At 44.6% G+C, this 19,475-nt stretch carries 20 protein-coding genes; 16 read left to right on the top strand and 4 right to left on the bottom strand.

Annotated elements, in window-relative coordinates; translation table 11 throughout:
* Window positions 1–10 precede the first annotated feature (10 nt).
* From dsbC to djlA, 3 genes are all read right to left on the bottom strand, one after another.
* The gene (gene dsbC / locus CSH93_RS14020) at window positions 11–724 is read right to left on the bottom strand and encodes a bifunctional protein-disulfide isomerase/oxidoreductase DsbC (RefSeq protein ID WP_240615605.1); all 714 of its coding nucleotides are present in this window, start codon (window positions 722–724) and stop codon (window positions 11–13) included.
* 185 nt (window positions 725–909) lie between these two features.
* Window positions 910–1,815 (bottom strand): site-specific tyrosine recombinase XerD, encoded by a 906-nt coding sequence (gene xerD, locus CSH93_RS14015; RefSeq protein WP_100643875.1) that lies wholly within the window; start codon window positions 1,813–1,815, stop codon window positions 910–912.
* A 1-nt stretch (window position 1,816) separates the two neighbouring features.
* Entirely contained in the window at window positions 1,817–2,644 is an 828-nt protein-coding gene (djlA, locus tag CSH93_RS14010; protein WP_100643874.1) for a co-chaperone DjlA, read from the bottom strand.
* 223 nt (window positions 2,645–2,867) lie between these two features.
* Here djlA and CSH93_RS14005 point away from each other — a divergent pair, with 223 nt between their 5' ends.
* The 16 genes from CSH93_RS14005 to CSH93_RS13930 all read left to right on the top strand — a co-directional run bounded on the left by CSH93_RS14005 (window position 2,868) and on the right by CSH93_RS13930 (window position 18,067).
* Entirely contained in the window at window positions 2,868–5,072 is a 2,205-nt protein-coding gene (locus CSH93_RS14005) for an LPS-assembly protein LptD (protein ID WP_240615616.1), read from the top strand.
* Between the two features lie 25 nt (window positions 5,073–5,097).
* The gene (gene surA, locus CSH93_RS14000) at window positions 5,098–6,390 is read left to right on the top strand and encodes a peptidylprolyl isomerase SurA (protein ID WP_100643872.1); all 1,293 of its coding nucleotides are present in this window, start codon (window positions 5,098–5,100) and stop codon (window positions 6,388–6,390) included.
* Between the two features lie 2 nt (window positions 6,391–6,392).
* Window positions 6,393–7,373: a 4-hydroxythreonine-4-phosphate dehydrogenase PdxA gene (gene pdxA / locus CSH93_RS13995; RefSeq protein WP_100643871.1), complete on the top strand. Its 981-nt coding sequence runs from the start codon at window positions 6,393–6,395 to the stop codon at window positions 7,371–7,373.
* Window positions 7,370–8,176, top strand: coding sequence for a 16S rRNA (adenine(1518)-N(6)/adenine(1519)-N(6))-dimethyltransferase RsmA (rsmA, locus tag CSH93_RS13990; RefSeq protein WP_100643870.1), 807 nt, complete (start codon window positions 7,370–7,372; stop codon window positions 8,174–8,176). Before pdxA ends, rsmA begins: the two co-directional genes overlap by 4 nt.
* An 8-nt stretch (window positions 8,177–8,184) precedes the next feature.
* A complete protein-coding gene (apaG, locus tag CSH93_RS13985) occupies window positions 8,185–8,562 on the top strand; it encodes a Co2+/Mg2+ efflux protein ApaG (RefSeq protein ID WP_100643869.1) in 378 nt (125 codons plus the stop codon).
* A gap of 2 nt (window positions 8,563–8,564) precedes the next feature.
* Entirely contained in the window at window positions 8,565–9,377 is an 813-nt protein-coding gene (locus tag CSH93_RS13980; protein ID WP_100643868.1) for a symmetrical bis(5'-nucleosyl)-tetraphosphatase, read from the top strand.
* Between the two features lie 199 nt (window positions 9,378–9,576).
* Entirely contained in the window at window positions 9,577–11,601 is a 2,025-nt protein-coding gene (locus CSH93_RS13975) for a methyl-accepting chemotaxis protein (protein ID WP_100643867.1), read from the top strand.
* Window positions 11,602–11,734: 133 nt separating this feature from the next.
* Window positions 11,735–12,088 carry a hypothetical protein gene (locus CSH93_RS13970; protein ID WP_100643866.1) on the top strand — a complete coding sequence of 118 codons (354 nt, stop codon included), beginning with the start codon at window positions 11,735–11,737 and terminating at the stop codon, window positions 12,086–12,088.
* 121 nt (window positions 12,089–12,209) lie between these two features.
* Window positions 12,210–12,815, top strand: a complete 606-nt coding sequence (locus tag CSH93_RS13965) for a DUF2726 domain-containing protein (RefSeq protein WP_100643865.1) — start codon at window positions 12,210–12,212, stop codon at window positions 12,813–12,815.
* 73 nt (window positions 12,816–12,888) lie between these two features.
* Window positions 12,889–13,596: a 5'-methylthioadenosine/adenosylhomocysteine nucleosidase gene (locus CSH93_RS13960; RefSeq protein WP_100643864.1), complete on the top strand. Its 708-nt coding sequence runs from the start codon at window positions 12,889–12,891 to the stop codon at window positions 13,594–13,596.
* A 4-nt stretch (window positions 13,597–13,600) separates the two neighbouring features.
* Window positions 13,601–14,563: a cobalamin biosynthesis protein CobD/CbiB gene (locus tag CSH93_RS13955; protein ID WP_100643863.1), complete on the top strand. Its 963-nt coding sequence runs from the start codon at window positions 13,601–13,603 to the stop codon at window positions 14,561–14,563.
* Window positions 14,556–15,377, top strand: a complete 822-nt coding sequence (locus CSH93_RS13950; RefSeq protein ID WP_100643862.1) for a cobalamin-binding protein — start codon at window positions 14,556–14,558, stop codon at window positions 15,375–15,377. Before CSH93_RS13955 ends, CSH93_RS13950 begins: the two co-directional genes overlap by 8 nt.
* 108 nt (window positions 15,378–15,485) lie before the next feature.
* Window positions 15,486–16,877 carry an adenosylhomocysteinase gene (gene ahcY / locus CSH93_RS13945; protein ID WP_100643861.1) on the top strand — a complete coding sequence of 464 codons (1,392 nt, stop codon included), beginning with the start codon at window positions 15,486–15,488 and terminating at the stop codon, window positions 16,875–16,877.
* A 9-nt stretch (window positions 16,878–16,886) separates the two neighbouring features.
* Complete coding sequence (locus CSH93_RS13940; RefSeq protein ID WP_100643860.1) at window positions 16,887–17,258, top strand: rhodanese-like domain-containing protein; 372 nt, start codon at window positions 16,887–16,889, stop codon at window positions 17,256–17,258.
* Complete coding sequence (locus CSH93_RS13935) at window positions 17,258–17,683, top strand: hypothetical protein (protein WP_100643859.1); 426 nt, start codon at window positions 17,258–17,260, stop codon at window positions 17,681–17,683. The genes CSH93_RS13940 and CSH93_RS13935 overlap by 1 nt, the downstream gene beginning before the upstream one ends.
* 3 nt (window positions 17,684–17,686) lie before the next feature.
* Window positions 17,687–18,067, top strand: a complete 381-nt coding sequence (locus tag CSH93_RS13930) for a DUF2721 domain-containing protein (RefSeq protein ID WP_100643858.1) — start codon at window positions 17,687–17,689, stop codon at window positions 18,065–18,067.
* 20 nt (window positions 18,068–18,087) lie between these two features.
* Here CSH93_RS13930 and tyrS read toward each other — a convergent pair whose 3' ends face one another.
* A complete protein-coding gene (tyrS, locus tag CSH93_RS13925) occupies window positions 18,088–19,290 on the bottom strand; it encodes a tyrosine--tRNA ligase (RefSeq protein ID WP_100643857.1) in 1,203 nt (400 codons plus the stop codon).
* Window positions 19,291–19,475: the final 185 nt, after the last annotated feature.

Here is a 19,475-nt window from a genome sequence, read left to right as displayed (position 1 = left end):
GGATGATGGATTATGAATTATCCTTTAACACCTGCTCAAGTACTTTTGCAGGCTGATAGCCCGGAATAATTGTTCCATTAGACATGACCATATTCGGCGTACCAGTCACACCAATTTTTTGCCCAAACATATACTGCTCAGCAACACTATTCTCGCACGTTTTCGGTTCAACACTATCATCCAGTTTAGCCTCAGTCATGGCTTCTTGTGGATTGTCTGAACACCAAACCGATACCATGTTTTGATACCCTTGACTGTTTAGGCCTGAACGAGGAAATGCCAAGTATCGAACTGTGATACCAAGGTCGTTCAACTCGTCAATTTCACGGTGCAATTTACGGCAATATCCGCATGTAATATCAGTGAAAACATTGAGCACATACTTTTCATTTTCCGCTTTAAAGTCAATGGTTTGACCTTCAAATTGCTTTAGCCCTTCGACCCGGATACCCAGCATTGCCATTTCAGTTTCATTGCGCATCCCTTCATCAAGGTTATAAATGTTAGCGCGCAATAAATAGGTACCGTCCATACTCGAATAAAATAAGCCCTTCTCGGTATTCAACTGCAATAAACCAGGTACTGGAGATTCAGCAATCGCATTGATAGGAATCGAAATTTTAGTTTCGATTTTATTTTTCACTGCGTCGAATGTTTCTGCACTCAACGACGTACTGGTAAGGACAACAACACCTAAACACAACGCTTTAACTATAGATTTCACTAATAACCTTCTCATTAACTTCTTTCATGCTATAGACCGGTATTTAAACGCTTAAGTTTCATTTAAAAACATCAGCGCTCAATAATTGCCTCGCATACTAGCAGAATAATCCCTCGTCAGAAATGTCTTGCCGCGATAGTTAGGTAGTTAATCGAATACCTAAGTCGCATACGTCACTCTACCATTTAGCCTCTTGGATGATGTTGACTGACGATTGTTTGTAATCTTTCTTTGGCCACATGCGTGTAAATTTGAGTAGTCGATAGATCACTATGGCCTAACAACATTTGCACAACGCGTAAGTCAGCACCATGGTTCAATAAATGAGTGGCAAAGGCGTGGCGCAAGGTATGTGGTGACAGGTCAACATTAATATTCGCCCTCACCGCATAATGCTTAATGCGATGCCAAAACGTTTGACGAGTCATTTGACGTCCGCGCCGACTGGGAAATAACACGTCGCTTTTGTTGACCATTAATTCTGGTCGAGCCATGCGCAAGTATGACTGTAGACAATCAACCGCAGTCTCACCAAGTGGAACGAGACGCTCTTTGCCCCCCTTTCCCGTCACTCGTACTACGCCTTGCACCAAAGACACTGCCGACATATCCAGACCAATCAATTCAGACACACGCAAGCCCGTCGCATACAGAACTTCCAACATTGCTTTATCACGCATTTCAATAGGGTCATCTTCTTTTGGCTCTGCTAGCAAGGCTTCGACTTGAGATTCAGTGAGCGTTTTCGGCAAAGCAGCCTGCACTTTGGGGTTTGTCAACTGACGCAATGGGTTAGACTTACGCCGATGCATATTGACTTGAAAACTGAAGAATGCCCGCAGTGCACTCATCGCCCGACTATTACTGCGATGACTCATTCCTTGGTCATTGCGACAATGTATAAAGCCTTGAATATCGTCTTGCTCAATGGTGTTGAGTGATTTTGGTTGGCCGACATCATCCAGGTATTGTAAAAACTTCTGTATGTCTGAGCGGTACGCACTAATCGTATTTTCGCTTAGCCCTTTCTCTAACCACAATACTTGAAGGAACTCTTCCAGCAATTGTAAGTTTTCAGCCGCAACATTCACCCTATAGGCCTCTGATTGATTTAATATGCTCGTAGGCCAATTGAATATCTTGGGCTTTTTGTTTAGCGACTTGCATAGCCTGCTCTGGCAAGCCTTTTGACATTAACTTATCAGGGTGATGTTCAGACATTAACTTGCGATAGGCCTTTTTAATCGCAGCGTTATCTGCCTTGGAGGATACTCCCAGAATTTGATAGGCATCAGCCGTCTTTTGCGCTTCGCCATAGCTTTTTTGCTGACTGCGCTGCTGGCTACCACTTCGAAAGCGAATTTCCGCTTCATACATGCTAACTAAGTAATCCAGCTCTTGGCGTCTGAATCCCGCTGAACGAGCGACTTTTTCAAGCACCTTATACTCTGATGGTGACAAACGCCCATCCGAAAAGCTGGCTTGGATCAAGATCTCAAGTAGGATCTGAATGATGTCTCGTCGGCCATGGCATGAATCCACAAATGCTTTGATCGTGCTTTGAATTGGGTAATCTGCGGCCTTGCCTTCTCGAAATGCGTTTTGAGCCGCCTCTCGCGTCTCCCCTTCCAATCCCATTTCATCCATCAACCGTGTAGCAACCGCAATTTCTTCTCTAGTCACGGCGCCATCAGCCTTGGCAAGATGCCCTAGCGCTGCGAACAACGTATGAAAGAATATAGCTTGTTGTTTGAAATTCGATTTATCAGTGAAGAAGCGACCAAAACCACCCATTTGGCTGAAATCTTGGCTGTAGCCTTTGTCAAACATATGGCCCACAATGAGACCAAGAATCGCCCCCGGGATCCTGCCAGCCATGTAGCCCAAGACAAAACCTACTAATTTTCCCCAATATGCCATGAAAAACGATACCCTTTTTATTCTTGTAAAAATCCTAACTGATCAACCATTACAACAAAAGAAATTCGCAGAAAAACCGACTATTTACTGATGTTGGCTTGGTAAATGTGAGATAACAGCATAAAATCAGCGCCAGCGTAACATATGACACCGGTGAGTCTGGGTAAGTTTCCCCAAAGTCGCTCATGAATAGAGCCAAAAAGTATTGAAGTTTTCGTCTAAAATTATATTGACCAGCGCGATTTGCGCATTCACGCACAAAGCTGTAGCACAAGAGCCTCTGGCGCTTTGTGCGGTTCCCCCTGTGACATTTAATAGCCAGCAGCTAACCACTGACGGTGAAGTTATTGTGCGCGCCAACCAAGCAGAAATCATAGAGGACCAGACGGCGCTTTTCGAGGGAAATGTAGACATCTTCAGCGAAAGAGCCGTTATCAGTGCTGAAAAAGCCATTATTGAAGATGATGGGAAAAGTGTATTTGCCGAAGGTGATGTCACCTATCAAAGTGAACAGTTGCGGGTAGAAAGTGAATCCGTCAATGTCGACTCAAACTCTCAGAAACTTAATCTTATCTCGACTCGTTACCAATTAACCGGCTTCGTCGGTCATGGTGCAGCCGATCAAATTTCGGTTGATGCTAACAGTGGAATTTCACTGCGGGATGTTTCATTTACTACCTGCCCTATCGGCAGCGAAGACTGGCAAATTAAGGCCAGTGAAATCAGCATTGAAAAAGGGTCGGTCTTAGGCGAGGCAAAGAACACGCGGTTTTATGTACGCGGGGTTCCTGTATTTTATTTGCCCTATTTTGCGTTCCCTGTGAGTACTCAACGTCAAACCGGACTGTTGTTTCCCAATATCACAAGTTCCAGCGCAACCGGTATCGATTATGAGCAACCTTTCTATTGGAACATAGCGCCCAATTACGATTTAACAATCTCCCCCCGCATTATGACGGACCGTGGGCTACAAATAAAAAATGAGTTTCGTTATCTGCTTAAAAGCGGTTACGGCGACATAAATATTGAATATTTGCCCAACGATGATGAGCTAACAGGGGATGATACCGATCGCTATTTTTATCGTATATTCCACCAAGGGCAACTGGCAAAAAATTGGCAGCTGAATATTGATTTCAATGGATTGAGCGATGATAACTATTTCGTTGACTTAGGTTCTGACTTTTATAACCGCGCCGATACTCACTTGTATCGTACGATTGGGGTTTCCTACTATACGCAACAACTAGACTTCACAGCTCAACTGCGTGACTTCGAAGTCATTGGTGATCACCCCAGTACGTATAGAGCCCTGCCTGAAACTAAATTAGAATATCGTCAGTCTTTACATGATTTACTCAATATCAGGATTAACTCAGAACTCGCTTATTTCGATAATGCGCTAGATGAGCAACCCAAAGCATTGCGTTTTCATATTGCGCCAACGTTATCGGTGCCTTATCAGCGTCAATGGGGTGAGCTTTTAGCCGAAGCCAGCTTGTTAAATACCTATTACAAGCAGGACGACATAGAAGGCACTGCTCTTGAAGAGGAAGTCTCCAGGACCTTGGGGCAAGTCAGGCTATACGGAAATGTTATCTTCGAACGCCAACAAGAATGGAATGACCAACTTTCTACGCTGACATTAGAGCCTCAGTTTCAATACCTTTATACCAGTTACGAAGACCAATCTAACATTGGTTTATACGATACCACCTTACTCCTCAATGATGTTGATGGTTTATTCCGCGGACAGGAGTTCACTGGGCTAGATAGGATCAGTGACAATAATCAAATCACCCTAGGTGTAACCAGCCGCCTACTAGATAAAAACAATCGCGAGCAACTTGTGGTTAGCTTAGGGCAGATTTTTTACCTAGATAACAACAAAGTTGTAGCGGCGGCAAAAGATCAAGATCGTTCAGCTATAGCCGCTGAAGTCGATTGGCGTATGAGTGAGCGCTGGTTGTTGCATACTGACGTGCAAGTAACCAGTGAATCAGAGAAGATCGATCGCAGCAGTTTGGCGCTAGAATATCGACAAAGCGAAGACAGCCTTATCCAATTGAGCCATCGTTATGTAAGAAACCTGTCCGGTGAACAGATAGACCAAATAGGCCTATCTGCCAGTTGGCCAATCAGTGATACTTGGCATTGGGTAGGACGCTATTATCGCGATCTGAACTTAAATCGAAGTATCGAATCATACTTCGGGTTACAATATGAATCTTGTTGTTGGGCTGTAAGATTCGTCGCCCAGCGCCATTTGAGCAACCGATTTGATGGCGGAGGTGTTCAAAGCACCAATGAGTTCGACTCTGGCATAGCCTTACAGTTTATTTTTAAGGGCATTGGTTCTACGCGTAGTAACCGCGAAATGTTAGAAGAAGGCATGTTTGGGTACCGTCAGCCCTACGTATTAAATTAATAAAAATTAGAGACTTGCTACACCTATGATTAAAAAAGTATTAACCGCATTGGTATTTGTACTGTCAACGAGCCAACTAAGTGCGCAAGAAGTAAAACTCGACAGTGTTGCAGTGATTGTCGATCAGGGCGTCATCCTTGAGAGTGAAATTCAGGAATTGATTACGAATGTAAAGCGTAGCGCAATCACCAATAATCAATCTCTGCCTTCGGATCGCGCATTGAGAACGCAAGCAATTGAGCGATTAATCCTGACTAACCTACAAATGCAAATGGCTGAGAGAATGGGCATTCGTATTAGCGACCCACAACTAGATCAAACCATTCGCAACATTGCGCAAAATGAAGGTATGACCATAGAACAACTTCGCGCACAGATTGCGCAAGAAGGGCTTACATACGAAAAATACAGAGAGACAGTACGCCAAGAGTTAATCACCGGTGAAGTGACTCGAGCAAATGTTCGCCGTCGGATATACATCACTCCGCAGGAAATCACCTCGTTAGTCGACCTTATTGACCAACAAGGGGCTGAGCAAGCTGAATATCAGTTGGGTCATATATTAATTGGCTTTCCAGCGCAAGCGACGGATGATGATATTGACGCAGCTAAAGATCGTGCTGAGCGTGTTTTAGAACTACTCAATAGTGGCTCTGATTTTGCCAAAATCGCCATCGCATCCTCTTCAGGTGCCGAAGCGCTAGAAGGCGGCAACATGGGATGGATGAATATTAACTCAATGCCGACCTTATTTGCCGAAGCCGTTCAATCCAAGCGCAAAGATGCGATTGTTGGCCCCATTCGTAGTGGCGCAGGTTTTCACATTCTAAAAGTATTAGACACGCGCGGCATCGAGACGGTAGAAATTGAAGAAGTTAACGCCCGTCATATTCTCATTACACCGTCGATCATTCTCAGTGAAGAGAAAGCTGAACAAATGTTGAAGAATTTCAAGCAACAGATTATCGACGGTGAAGCCACTTTTGAAGAGTTGGCAAAAGAGCACTCTGAAGATCCAGGTTCAGCCCTTCGAGGAGGTGAGCTCGGCTTTACTGATCCGAATATTTATGTTCCCGTGTTCCGCGATACGCTTGCCACTCTGCAGCCTGGTGAGTTTAGTGAGCCTGTACGCTCTACCCACGGATGGCACTTAATTCAGTTGATTGATCGCCGTCTAGATGACGCAACTGAAAGACGCAAAGAAGACAAGGCCTATCAGTTAATTTTCAACCGTAAATTCGCCGAAGAGACTGATAGTTGGTTACGCGAAATGCGTGATGCTGCTTACATCGAAGTGCTCAATGATGGAGAAGCCTAACGATGACGCTTCGCATTGCCATCACGCCAGGTGAACCGGCAGGGATAGGCCCCGATCTAGTTGTCAAAATTGCACAACAGCAATGGGATGCTCAGTTGGTTGTGTTTGCTGATCAGGCTTTACTTGAGCAAAGGGCTAAAGAGCTAGACTTACCTTTGACGATCCGTACTTTCACTCCTGGCGACGAAGCAATACAACGTGCTGGCGAAATATTTGTTCAGCACATACAGTGTGATAAGCCCGTTATTACCGGTCAGCTAGACAGTGAGAATGGCCACTATGTTGTCGAAACACTTCGTGCAGCCTGTGAAGCCAACATGCAAGGTGAGTTTGATGCTGTCGTCACGGGTCCTGTTCATAAAGGTATTATTAATCAGGCTGGTATTTCATTTAGTGGCCACACCGAATATTTCGCCGCACAATCCAACACCATGGATGTTGTTATGATGCTGGCGACTGAAGGGCTGCGCGTCGCGTTAGCAACAACACATATTCCATTAGCCTACGTATCTCGCGCCATAACACCAGAACGGTTGCACAAAGTTATCCATATTATTAATACCGATATGCGGCTTAAATTTGGTATTGAGTCCCCTCGTATCTATGTATGTGGTTTGAATCCGCATGCGGGTGAAAACGGTCATTTAGGCAAAGAGGAAATCACCACCATATCACCCGCGCTAGAACAATTAAGGCAAGAAGGTTTGAATGTAATAGGGCCTTTGCCGGCGGATACGATTTTCCAACCCAAATATTTAGAAGATGCCGATGTTGTCCTTGCGATGTACCACGACCAAGGGTTACCAGTGCTAAAATATAAAGGGTTCGGAGCCTCTGTAAATATTACGTTAGGCTTACCGTTCATCCGCACATCAGTGGATCACGGTACAGCCTGTGATCTCGCGGGTACCAGTAATGTCGATGCAGGTAGTATGCATCTGGCATTGGCAACTGCGATTGATATGGCAAACAAAAAATTATGAGCAGTAAAAAACACCTAGGCCACACGGCGCGAAAACGATTCGGTCAGAACTTTCTTCACGATGAATATATTATCGATAAGATCGTGTCTGCGATTGCGCCACAGAATAACCAAATCATGGTTGAAATAGGTCCGGGACTGGGTGCCCTAACAGAGCCAGTGTGTGAGATTATTGACCACCTAACGGTAGTTGAGCTAGATAGAGACCTAGCAAAACGCTTACGCCAGCATCCGTTTATGCAGTCCAAACTGACGGTTATTGAACAAGATGCACTTAATTTTGATTTCGCTTCTTTGTGTGAGAACAATCAGAAGATTAGAGTGTTCGGAAACTTGCCGTACAACATCTCAACGCCGCTAATGTTTCATCTTTTCAGCTTTACCGGCTGCATTCAGGATATGCACTTTATGTTGCAGCAGGAGGTCGTGAATCGGCTTGCTGCAGGACCCAATCATAAGAATTACGGACGTTTGTCGGTTATGGCGCAATATTATTGCCAGGTAATGCCTGTTTTGCCGGTTCCACCAACCGCCTTCAAGCCGCCTCCCAAAGTAGATTCAGCAATCGTAAGGCTTATTCCATATGAAAAGCCTCCCGTCGATGTCACCAGCATTGAGCGCCTCAATCAAGTCTGTGCAATGGCCTTTAACCAACGCCGTAAAACTATTCGCAACAGCCTTAAGGAAGTGATTAGCGGTGAGCAATGGGAACAGGTGTCGGTATCACCTGATTTACGCGCTGAAAATCTTTCATTGACCGACTATGCAGAGTTAGCTAATTTTGTCGAAAATAGCTCGACTTAAGAGGCATCATGTCAACAGCCAATGATATTCATGTAAGCGTTAAAACACGATATCTGGACAATCATGCTAAAGTTGATGAGGGTAAGTTTGCATTTGCTTATCAAGTAGACATTCGTAATTTAGGTAGCCAGCCTTCGCAACTGCTCACGCGCTATTGGCTGATAACAGATGGCAATGGCAAAACGGCTGAAGTTCGCGGAGATGGTGTCGTTGGTAAGCAGCCGACCATTCAGCCCGGTGAATCTTTTATTTACACCAGCGGCGCCGTCATAGATACCCCTGTAGGCAGTATGCAAGGGTTTTATGAAATGCAAAATGAGGATGGTCAGCGCTTTAAAGCCGCTATCGATATTTTCAGTTTACGTGTTCCAAATGCTGTGAATTGATCATGGCGCAGTACGTCGTAGGTGACATTCAAGGCTGTTACAAAGGCCTAGTGGGACTGTTAAAGAAAATTCAATTTGATGCCAAGAAGGATACTCTCTGGGCTGTGGGCGATCTGGTTGCCCGTGGTGAAGACTCCCTATCCACGCTGCAATTACTGTACGAACTGGGCGATTCATTCCATACCGTTTTAGGTAATCACGATTTACACCTTCTAGCGGTTTGCAGTGGTATACGCCAAGCTAAACGGCAAGATAATTTAGGGGCTTTGCTCGCATCCTCACAATTACCTGATTTTATTGATTGGCTCCGACACAAGCCTCTCGCAACAAAAATAGATAAAAACACCCTGATAGTACATGCTGGATTGTTTCCACAATGGTCTTTAAAGCAGAGCCTGGCGCTCAGTGATTGCGTAAGCGAACGTTTGCAAAGTGATGATTTTGAACGTTTCTTAGTGAGTATGTACGGTAATACCCCTGAGGCATGGAGCGAAGAGTTAAGCGACGACAAGAAACTGCGCTTTATCGTGAACGCCATGACTCGCATGCGTTTTTTAGATAAACGCCAGCGTTTAAATTTCTCTTTAAAAGATTCACCTAGCCAGTGCCCCGACGGTTTTAAGCCCTGGTTCCAATTTAAAAACCCTAATCTGAAGAAGAAACAACGGGTTATTTTCGGTCACTGGGCGGCGTTAAATGGGTTGAAGAACAACTCTCAGTTTATTGGCTTAGACACCGGTTACGTTTGGGGAGGAAAGCTAACAGCATTTCGATTAGATGATGCTGAGTATTTTTCCTATAAAAAACAAACTTAAAGTGAACGACACTGGTGTCGATATATGATTTATCGAAGTTTTTCAGCAGAAATTAGTGCGAAAAGCTGAAAGAGGCTAAAGATTGAGCTAAATTTTTAGTCTCGGGGGGTGTAATTTTCTATGGATTTTGTCACACTCATGACATTCGGAAGTCGTGCAACACCCAAGTTGTAATAAAAGCACACGCTCAGGAGCTCACATGAGAATCACAGTCGCAAGACGGATCTACGGTGGATTTGCCATCATTATCCTCTTACTTTTAGTGATCAGTTATTCGTCGCTTAGTAACTTAAACGAAATTCAAGATCAGACCGAACGAGTGAACAAAGTTGCTATTCCAGCGGTTGCTGGCAGCAATGGCCTCAAGGCAGCATTCCTGAACATGGGACGGCTTACATTCGAAGCTTATTACGAAGAAACCCTAGACGGGTTAGCCAGTAAGAAGGAAAGCTTTGACACTAGCCGCAGTAATTTTAATGCTGAGTTGAAAGGGCTTGAAGGCGTTGTCGCAGGCGATGACGAGCTACGAGTGGCACTTGCTAATGTAGTCGAGACGTTTAAAGAGTACGATGGTAATGTCGAAATGACATATGCCAATCGACAACGTGAATTAGAGCTCAGAAATGAAGTTCAGGACCGCATTGGTGATTTAGAAGACAATGCAGACGATGCATCTTCGGCCATTCTCGACTTCAGTGACCTTGACGCCGTACAGCGTAATTCCAACTTATCCCGAGCAGCTGAAATCGGCGCCGAAATTGAAGGCGACTTGCTGTCGCTCGTTACCGTCACGATAGAATATGCAAAAACACAAACGCTGCAACGCGCTCAAACAATCGGCAATGAAGTTGAATTGATCGTCACCAAAGTTGCTCAACGTTTATCTGACATGCAACAAGCCGAAGGTGGCCGTGACAGTTCAGGTTCAATGGCTGACATTGCAGAATTGATCAGTGGGGCTACAGGAGCCATCTCTGCTAATGACGGTGTGCTTGCTTTGCATGTCGATCGACTAGAAAAAGACATCGCTGCTGAAGAAGCACTGCGCGCATCTGAAGGTAATATTGAGCAGGCCATTACTGAACTAAATAGCTTATTAGGCCTTGCTGATGAAAAAGTAAAAGATACTGAAGCTCGTGTTAATGGCGCTGTAGGCGGTGCGACTACCAGTATCATTATTATTGTTATTATTTCACTGGCAATTGCCGGTGGTATTGCGTACTTAACCGTGAATGCAATCACCAAACCGTTGGATAAAGTCAACCGTATCCTTAACGTACTAGCCTCTGGTGACTTAACACAAACCATTCAGGAACGCAGTCAAGATGAGTTCGGTGAGTTAGCTAGAAACTGCAATAATTTAATCAGTAGTTTAACCGCGCTTATTTCAGGCATTCGTTCTCGTGCAGAGCAATTGGCGGCAGCGTCCGAGGAAACATCGGCAGTTACGGCACAGACCACCACATCTATCCAAGATCAAAAATCACAAATTGCACAAGTGGCAACAGCCACAACGGAAATGCACAGCACATCACAATTGGTTACACAAAACGCCGAAGATACGCTGTCACAAATTAAACATGCCGACAGTGAAGCACAAAAAGTGCGTGCTATTTCAATGGAGAACAAACGTACTATTGAAGTACTGGCTACCGATGTACAAGAAGCGGCTGAAGTTATCAATAAACTTCATCAAGACAGCGCAAGTATTGGCGGTATCTTGGATGTTATCCGTGGCGTAGCCGACCAAACTAACCTTCTTGCATTAAATGCCGCTATCGAGGCAGCTCGTGCAGGTGAGCAAGGTCGAGGCTTTGCGGTTGTTGCTGACGAAGTAAGAACACTTGCAAGCCGCACTCAAGAAAGCACACAAGAAATCAATAATATGATTGAAGTGTTGCAGGCGGGCGCAGAAAAAGCCGTAGCGGTAATGAATCAAGGGAAAGAACAGACTACTGTTTGTGTAGAACAAACCGAGAAAGCAACCGCTGCACTTGATTTGATAACTGACGCTGTGCACAAAGCACATGATGTCAGCTCTCAAATTGAACAGTCTGCGCGTGAGCAGAATGTTGTTTCACAAGAAATCAGTGAGCGACTCGAAAACATAGTCGGTATCGCAGAAGAAACGACTGTTGGCGCTCAGCAAACGTCACAATCCAGTCAAGAAGTGGCTAAGCTGGCTGAAGAACTGCAGCAATCTATCAAGCAGTTTAAAGTCTAAAATATTGACACATAGAAAACGCGGCTTTAGCCGCGTTTTTTTGTTCCTATACTTATGTATGATTTATGCCGTTGCCCCTGCCCGGATCAGCGACTATAGTTACCTTTGACACCAATAGAACTGCGACTTAGTGATGAATAAAGTAAAATTAAGTTTACTCCTACTACTCGGCCTTCCGTTTTCAGTATTTGCGCAACAAGCTGAACATGACCTATGCCCAACCTCGTTAGGCGGTATTGCAGTTCACGAACAGGCTAAGATGTGTCAACAATTCAACGCTGACGAACATAGCAGTCATCAGTCTTTGAGTTACTACCTTCCACTGTCTACACAAGAAGCGATTGCTTTTTATCAACAGCAACATAATGAGCTAACACTGCATTCTTCTTTCAATGGTCGTGTATTACTGACCATGAATGACAATAACATTCGAGTTGCGGTATCCACTGATAATCTTGGCTCTCAAATCGATATCCTGATTTTATAGTAAGACACCTGAAGCCTTTCCTTATTTTGGCACTGGCTTTGCAATAGCTTCATTACGTTTAATTTTAGTTTTGCAATCGTCAAATTTTTGACTTGCCTACCTATCGTAATGAGGTTGTTCTATGGAGCTCGCCATTATTTTGTTGATGCTTTTGGTATTTGTTGGTGTCGGCGCGGTGAAGTTGAGTGCGCAATCCACCGCGACACAGTTAAGTTTTCCCTTTCGTCGGCGCCCACAAATGTATACGCCGATCGAACGCAATTTCTTGGAGTTGCTGGATAAAGCGGTTGGTCACGAGTTTCGTATTATGTGCCGTGTACGCTTAGCTGACCTTATCAGCGTTAAGCAAGGTTCAAGCGAAAAGCAATGCAAATCAGCATTATCTAAAGCCGTAACTAAGCAACTTGATTTTGTCTTGTGCAGCAAAAACAGTATGGATCCAGTCCTTGCTATAGACTTAGTTTATCAGCAAGGAAAAGAAGGTTATAAATTACAAAAGGACTGGTTCGTGAGTGGTGCACTGGAAGCCGCGAAAGTACCTCATATGAGGATTAAGGTTAAATCTGGATATAGCGTCACAGAAGTGCGTGAAAGCATTGAACTGAAGCTGATCCCATACCGTAAGGCATTAGCAAGAGAGCCATTAATAAACGGCAACGGACGACTTCCTGACGGTACCAAGCGCCCCACTCGTCCGCTGCGCTCAAGTCGCCCCGTTACCGCATAATTCGCTCTAAAGGTGTTAGTTTGCGCGCATTTCGATTACACTGCGCGCAATTTAACGAAACACCCAATTTAATATGAAAGTAGCTATCTTAGGCGCAATGGATCAAGAAGTTGCGCTGCTTAAAAGTTCTTTGGAAAACGTACGTGTTGAAGAGTATGCACACTTGCAATTTTACTCTGGCACATTACATGGCGTTGACGTTGTGGTCGCGAAATGTGGTATTGGTAAAGTAGCCGCAGCTGTCGCAACCACAATTCTTATTGATCAATACGCACCTGACTTTGTCGTGAATACCGGTTCGGCTGGCGGCTTCGATCCCACATTGGATATCGGTGATTTGGTTATTGGCAGTGGTGTTCAACACCACGATGTGGATGTAACTCACTTTGGCTATGCTCGTGGGCAGGTGTTTGGCATGCCTGATATCTATCCGTGTGATATTCGTTTAATTGAAGCTGCAGAGCGAGCTGCTGAAGAAGTTGTGCACATCACAAGTAAACGTGGTCTTATTTGCACAGGAGATTCATTCATCGGTTGTGATGAAGCGGCTGAGCGTCTTCGTAGTATATTACCTGATATGTGTGCCGTCGAAATGGAAGGAGCGGCCATCGGTCAAACCTGCTTTATGTTTGACACGCCCTTTGTGGTTATTCGTTCGCTGTCAGATATCGCTGGAAAAAGTTCTACCGAATCTTTTAATTCTTATATCGATAAAGCAGCTAAACATTCGGCGGAATTGGTCATGGGCATGATCAAACGCATGGAAAAATTAGACAGTTAACCCAATGAACTGGCACTTTTTGTGGGAATCTCCGTTACTTCAATCCGCATGGATCATAGTAGCAGCGATTATTGTGGAATCTCTGTGGCTTTGGCCGGAGAAATTCCACCCTCTCACATTTTTTAGGCTTGTTGCTGCTCGTATGCAGGCAAAGGTCAATCGCCATACAGAGCGCTCTCATCAGCAAAACCTTATAGCCGGAACAATGGCCCCAATACTGCTTGTTGGACCCGTATTGATCTGCGTTTGGTTATTTATGGAATTTGTTCACTTCCGTTGGTTTTTCGATTTTCTTATCCTCGTTGTGGCGATCCATTTCAAACCAACGTTGATACGCTTTAAGCGTGTTCATCATTATATTCAGCAAGCACATAAACATGTCAGTCGAGACCTATTGCAGCCTCTGGTGCTAAGAGAAACCCAACAGCTTTCCCCGCTGGGTATTGGCAAAGCGGCTATGGAAAGTGTTGCACTGCGTTTTTATTATCAAGTCACAGTACCACTTTTCTGGTTTTTTGTGGCGGGTCCTGTCGCTGCATTGGGCGTTCGGCTTTTATTTGAATGTCAGCAAACATGGCCGCGTAAACATTCACGCTTTCGCTATTTTGGCCGATCAGCGGCTTTTGCGTTCAAATGGCTAGCGAGTATTCCTATTTTATTGTCGAGTTTCATTCTGGGCGCTTTCTATCGCCCTTTCAGTACGCTACCTCAATGGTTTAAGGGGCTATTCAACCCATCACGCCATGCCATTTTGCGAATCACATCCAGTGCGATAAAAGCTGAACTCGGCGGCCCTGCAATTTATGAAGGCAAGAAAGTCCGCTTTCCCCGTTGGAATAGCAATTGCCCGACTAAGGTAGGCCATATGGCAATCATGTTGCAGTATATTCAAGGCGCGAAAGCGATTTCCGCCGTCACTTATGTGATGATTGCCTCTATCCTATTTGGGATCTTTCACATTGCGTAATCTAGTACGTACCGCCTTAGTTATATCCCTGTTTGCACTTCAAAATGTCGCAATCGCGAGCAATGAAACAAACATGCGCATAGTGACGCTTTCTCCGCACTTAACTGAGTGGGTGTACCTATTGAAAGCAGAACGTTCACTGGTAGGTGTAAGTGCTTTTAGTAACTACCCCGAGGCGGCAGAAACTCTACCAGTTATTGTCGATGTAAATGGCATAAATTTCACTCAATTGTTAGCACTTAAACCCACTTTGATATTGGCTTGGGAGGGCGGTAACAAACCGCAGGATATTAGCCGCCTGCGCTTAATGAACATTCCAATATTTAACTCTTCCCCCAAAACACTTGAAGATATTGCTGAAGAATTGCTGGCTCTCGGTAAGCTCATCAAGCGTTCAAATCAGGCAGACGTCATCGTCGGTAACTATCGCACGCAACTCCAGAAGCTGCGCCAACAATTCCAACGTCGAGCAAAGGTGAAAGGGTTTTACTATCTTTGGCACAAACCGCTAATGACCATCGGTGCCAATGCTTGGGCAAATCAAATACTCAACGTATGTAATATCGACAATATTTTCGCTGATGCGCCAGTAGATTACCCAGAAGTCAGAATGGCAGAAGTTATCAGCCGCCAGCCAGACATTTTAATCACATCGGTTGTAGGTGCTCAAAGCTCCCATATCCCTTTCTGGCAAACTCATAAGACGTTGCTTGATGCGACATTAATAGAGTTAGACCCAGACATAGCACATCGTTTTTCTCCCAGAATTTTGACAGAAATTCAACGACTTTGCTCACTGTCCCACGGACAATAAACGCGAGCTTCTTGGTATTTCACACAATCTTGTAGTTTGCTTGGTTTTTGAACTTATACGGATATACTACGTAAACAACCAAACTATAAATTGAGCAATGTGAAGCATATGAATCAAGAAAATCATGTAATGGCAACTGGGGATTACAAAGTAGCCGACATTTCTCTTGCCGATTGGGGCAGAAAAGAACTGACAATCGCCGAAAGCGAAATGCCAGCACTAATGAAAATCCGTGATAAATACTTGCATGAACAGCCTCTAAAAGGCGCCAAGATCCTTGGCTGTATTCATATGACTATTCAAACTGGGGTATTAATTGAAACCTTGGTAGCGCTTGGTGCAGAAGTGCGCTGGTCTTCATGCAATATTTTCTCTACGCAAGATCACGCAGCAGCAGCCATTGTTGCAGCGGGTGTTCCGGTGTATGCATGGAAGGGCGAGACCGAAGAAGAGTATGAGTGGTGTTTAGAGCAAACCATTCTCAAAGATGGAAAACCATGGGACGCCAACATGGTATTAGATGATGGTGGTGATCTTACTCTGATGTTACATGATAAATACCCACAAGTACTCGACAATGTGCACGGTATTACTGAAGAAACAACGACCGGTGTTCACCGCCTGTTAGATATGCTCAAGCAAGGCACATTAAAAGTTCCTGCGATTAACGTTAATGACTCCGTAACCAAATCGAAAAATGACAACAAGTACGGATGCCGTCACAGTTTAAGTGATGCTATTAAACGGGCTACGGACCATTTACTTATGGGTAAAAAGGCGCTGGTTATTGGCTATGGCGATGTTGGCAAAGGATCGGCATTATCTTTACGTCAGGAAGGAATGATCGTTAAAGTCAGTGAAATCGATCCGATTTGTGCTATGCAAGCGTGTATGGACGGGTTCGAAGTTGTATCTCCCTATTTAAATGGAGATAACAAAGGTGACGGTAGTAATATAAACCACGTTTTATTGGGAAATACTGATCTTGTTGTAACCACAACAGGAAACGTCAATGTTTGCGATCGTTATATGCTGGCAGCACTCAAGTTAGGCGCGGTTGTCAGTAACATCGGTCATTTTGACAATGAGATTGATACGGCTTACACACGTGAGAATTGGCGCTGGGAAGAAATAAAGCCACAAGTACACAAAATTTACCGCAGCGACGACGTATCTGATCATCTGATCTTATTGTCTGAAGGGCGTTTGGTTAATTTAGGTAACGCAACGGGTCACCCATCTCGTATCATGGATGGAAGCTTTGCCAACCAGGTGCTGGCGCAAATTCACTTGTACAAGCAAGGTTATGCCGCACTATCACCGGAACAAAAACAAGGCCTACTCGCTGTTGAAGTATTACCCAAACAGTTAGATGAAGAAGTTGCACGCTATATGGTTGAAGGTTTCGGGGGAGTGATCACTAAACTGACGCCTCAACAAGCAGACTATATTCAAGTGAATGTAGAAGGCCCCTTTAAAACCGACCACTACCGTTATTGAGGACTCGTTATGATTAAATGGCTCGTTACTTTTATTAGTACACTGAGTTTTTCTATCTCAGCGGCGGAAATACCCGGGATTACGGCAGAAACGCTGCTAAGTTCCGATACTACCGAATGGTTGATTTTAGATGTTAGAAGCGCTGAAGAATACGCCGAAGGGCACGTTCCTGGCGCGATCAATATCGCTCACAGTGATCTCGCTGATGAATTAGCCAAAATCGGTGAGTTCAAAGATAAAACTGTCGTATTGTACTGCCGTTCAGGCAAGCGTGCAGGAAAAGCCGCTGAGGTATTGCTAGAGGCAAACTTCAGCGATTTACGTCATCTAGAAGGCGATATGTTGGGCTGGCGCGAAGCCGGGCATGGACTAGCCTACTGATGTTAGAACGACGATGGCAAGATAAGTATGGCAGCTATCATATTGTCGCCCATGACGACTATATTGATGTCACCATCATCGGTGCGATTGGTGACAACATTACCAGTCGCTACAAAAAAGATGTGCTCGAACTAGCGCGCGGTTTTGCTGGCCAACCATTTGGTATCTATGCCGACCTATCCCGTTATGAGGGGTACACTGACGCCTCAGAACAACACTTTGTTGAGGCGTACAAATCCTGCCTTGCACTGGGCTGCGTCATTGATGCAGCAACCATATGTACACCATTAGTAAAGTCTCAAATGCAGCGTATTAATGACTTGGCAGATATCGATATGCCACTTTCAGTAAGGCTGTTTAAGCAACGAGAAGAAGGCGTTGCCTTTGTCCAAAAAATGGTGCAAAAGGCCAAAGATAGGAAATAAGCATTGGACATCACACTCGCTACTCCTGCCATGTTATTTCCTGCAATTTCACTGTTGTTGCTTGCCTATACCAATCGTTTTCTCACGTTAGCCACCGTCATTCGCAACTTCACTGAGGAGGATGACAGCAGTGTCAGTAAACAAATCATCAATTTGCGCAAACGAATTCAATTGATAAAATCGATGCAAGAGGCTGGCGCAGTAAGCTTTTTTGTGTGTGTTTTGTCTATGCTAGCTATCTATCTAGATTACCAACTAATTGGCAGTTGGTTGTTTGCAGTAAGCTTAGTGTGCTTGCTTTACTCATTGTTGTTATCAGTGCGTGAAATAAGAATATCGGTTGAGGCGCTGGATTTGCACCTCAACAGTATTGGCAAGCAGTAAAAATTGTCTTGTAGGTACGTTTAACGGGCCAATGTAATACGGGCAAATTTGCGTTTACCCACTTGGTATACGGCCTCACCGGCTTCGGTCAGCACCAATTTAGTGTCTTCAACACGTTCACCGTCAATCTTTACAGCGCCCTGCTTAATCATTCGCATTGCTTCTGAAGTTGAGGCTACCAAAGAAGCCTCTTTTAGCAAGTTGCCAATCGCGATACCATCACTGTCCATCGACAACGTAAGTTCAGGCATTTCATCTGGGATCGCGTTCTTACTGAATCGTTGAATAAAGTCCTGATGTGCGGCTTCCGCAGCCTCTTCAGAATGGAATCGAGCAATAATCTCTTTCGCGAGGTTGATTTTCGCATCACGAGGATTCGCGCCATTGCTCACGCTTTCTCTTAATGCGTCTATTTCACTCACCGGCCTAAAGCTCAACAGGTCAAAATAACGCCACATTAAGTCGTCCGAAATTGACATCACTTTACCAAACATATCGTTCGGTGCATCGGTGATTCCGATGTAGTTATTCAATGACTTAGACATTTTTTGAACGCCATCAAGCCCTTCAAGCAACGGCATCATCAACACGGTTTGTTGTGATTGCCCCTGCTCTTTTTGTAACTCTCGCCCCATCAACAAGTTAAAGCGTTGATCGGTCCCCCCCAATTCAACATCACTTTCAAGCGCAACTGAATCCCAGCCTTGCACTAGCGGGTATAAAAACTCATGTATAGCGATAGGTTGGCCATTGGCGTAACGTTTTTTAAAATCATCACGTTCAAGCATACGGGCTACGGTTTGGCTAGCCGCCAGTTTGATCATGCCGGCTGCGCCAAGTTGGTCCATCCACTCTGAGTTAAAGCGAATTTGGGTTTTGGCCGGATCAAGGATTTTGAACACTTGCTCTTTATAGGTTTCAGCGTTAGCTAACACCTGTTCTTTTGATAGCGGCTTACGTGTGACGTTCTTACCAGTTGGGTCGCCAATCAGGCCGGTAAAATCACCGATGAGGAAGATAACCTCATGTCCTAATTGCTGAAACGTACGCAATTTATTGATCAGTACGGTGTGTCCGAGGTGCAAATCCGGTGCAGTGGGGTCGAATCCAGCTTTAATTTTCAGGGGCTTGCCTGTTTTAAGCTTCTCAACTAACTCTGACTCAACCAAAATATCATCTGCGCCGCGTTTAATTTCTTCCAGCGCAGCCTGCCAATCTGCCATGTTCACCAACCGTATACTGCTATTATTCAAACCGCATAGTTTACTTTTAGCTAGCAGGCATTGAAAGCAAACATTGGTAAAAAAATGCCTTTTAAGCTCAATTAGTCAATACGCATTCGATGGATTGCATATCGAACAACTGGCGATCAAAGCCTATTCGTTATATTCTGCACCTGTAGTAATTT

Origin of the sequence: Neoalteromonas facilis, assembly GCF_002807665.1 — a bacterium.
Taxonomy (GTDB): Bacteria; Pseudomonadota; Gammaproteobacteria; order Enterobacterales; family Alteromonadaceae; genus Alteromonas_E; species Alteromonas_E facilis.
The sequence above is the reverse complement of the archived record's forward strand: the minus strand, read 5'-3'. Positions and strand labels throughout refer to the sequence as shown.

Coding starts and splice junctions, on each gene's coding strand:
- CSH93_RS13980 (WP_100643868.1), top strand. CDS start 8,565: ATGGCGCAGTACGTCGTAGGTGACATTCAAGGCTGTTACAAAGGCCTA.
- CSH93_RS13970 (WP_100643866.1), top strand. CDS start 11,735: ATGAATAAAGTAAAATTAAGTTTACTCCTACTACTCGGCCTTCCGTTT.
- djlA (WP_100643874.1), bottom strand. CDS start 2,644: ATGGCATATTGGGGAAAATTAGTAGGTTTTGTCTTGGGCTACATGGCT.
- CSH93_RS13975 (WP_100643867.1), top strand. CDS start 9,577: ATGAGAATCACAGTCGCAAGACGGATCTACGGTGGATTTGCCATCATT.
- CSH93_RS13960 (WP_100643864.1), top strand. CDS start 12,889: ATGAAAGTAGCTATCTTAGGCGCAATGGATCAAGAAGTTGCGCTGCTT.
- apaG (WP_100643869.1), top strand. CDS start 8,185: ATGTCAACAGCCAATGATATTCATGTAAGCGTTAAAACACGATATCTG.
- ahcY (WP_100643861.1), top strand. CDS start 15,486: ATGAATCAAGAAAATCATGTAATGGCAACTGGGGATTACAAAGTAGCC.
- CSH93_RS13965 (WP_100643865.1), top strand. CDS start 12,210: ATGGAGCTCGCCATTATTTTGTTGATGCTTTTGGTATTTGTTGGTGTC.
- CSH93_RS13935 (WP_100643859.1), top strand. CDS start 17,258: ATGTTAGAACGACGATGGCAAGATAAGTATGGCAGCTATCATATTGTC.
- tyrS (WP_100643857.1), bottom strand. CDS start 19,290: ATGGCAGATTGGCAGGCTGCGCTGGAAGAAATTAAACGCGGCGCAGAT.
- rsmA (WP_100643870.1), top strand. CDS start 7,370: ATGAGCAGTAAAAAACACCTAGGCCACACGGCGCGAAAACGATTCGGT.
- CSH93_RS13940 (WP_100643860.1), top strand. CDS start 16,887: ATGATTAAATGGCTCGTTACTTTTATTAGTACACTGAGTTTTTCTATC.
- surA (WP_100643872.1), top strand. CDS start 5,098: ATGATTAAAAAAGTATTAACCGCATTGGTATTTGTACTGTCAACGAGC.
- CSH93_RS13955 (WP_100643863.1), top strand. CDS start 13,601: ATGAACTGGCACTTTTTGTGGGAATCTCCGTTACTTCAATCCGCATGG.
- pdxA (WP_100643871.1), top strand. CDS start 6,393: ATGACGCTTCGCATTGCCATCACGCCAGGTGAACCGGCAGGGATAGGC.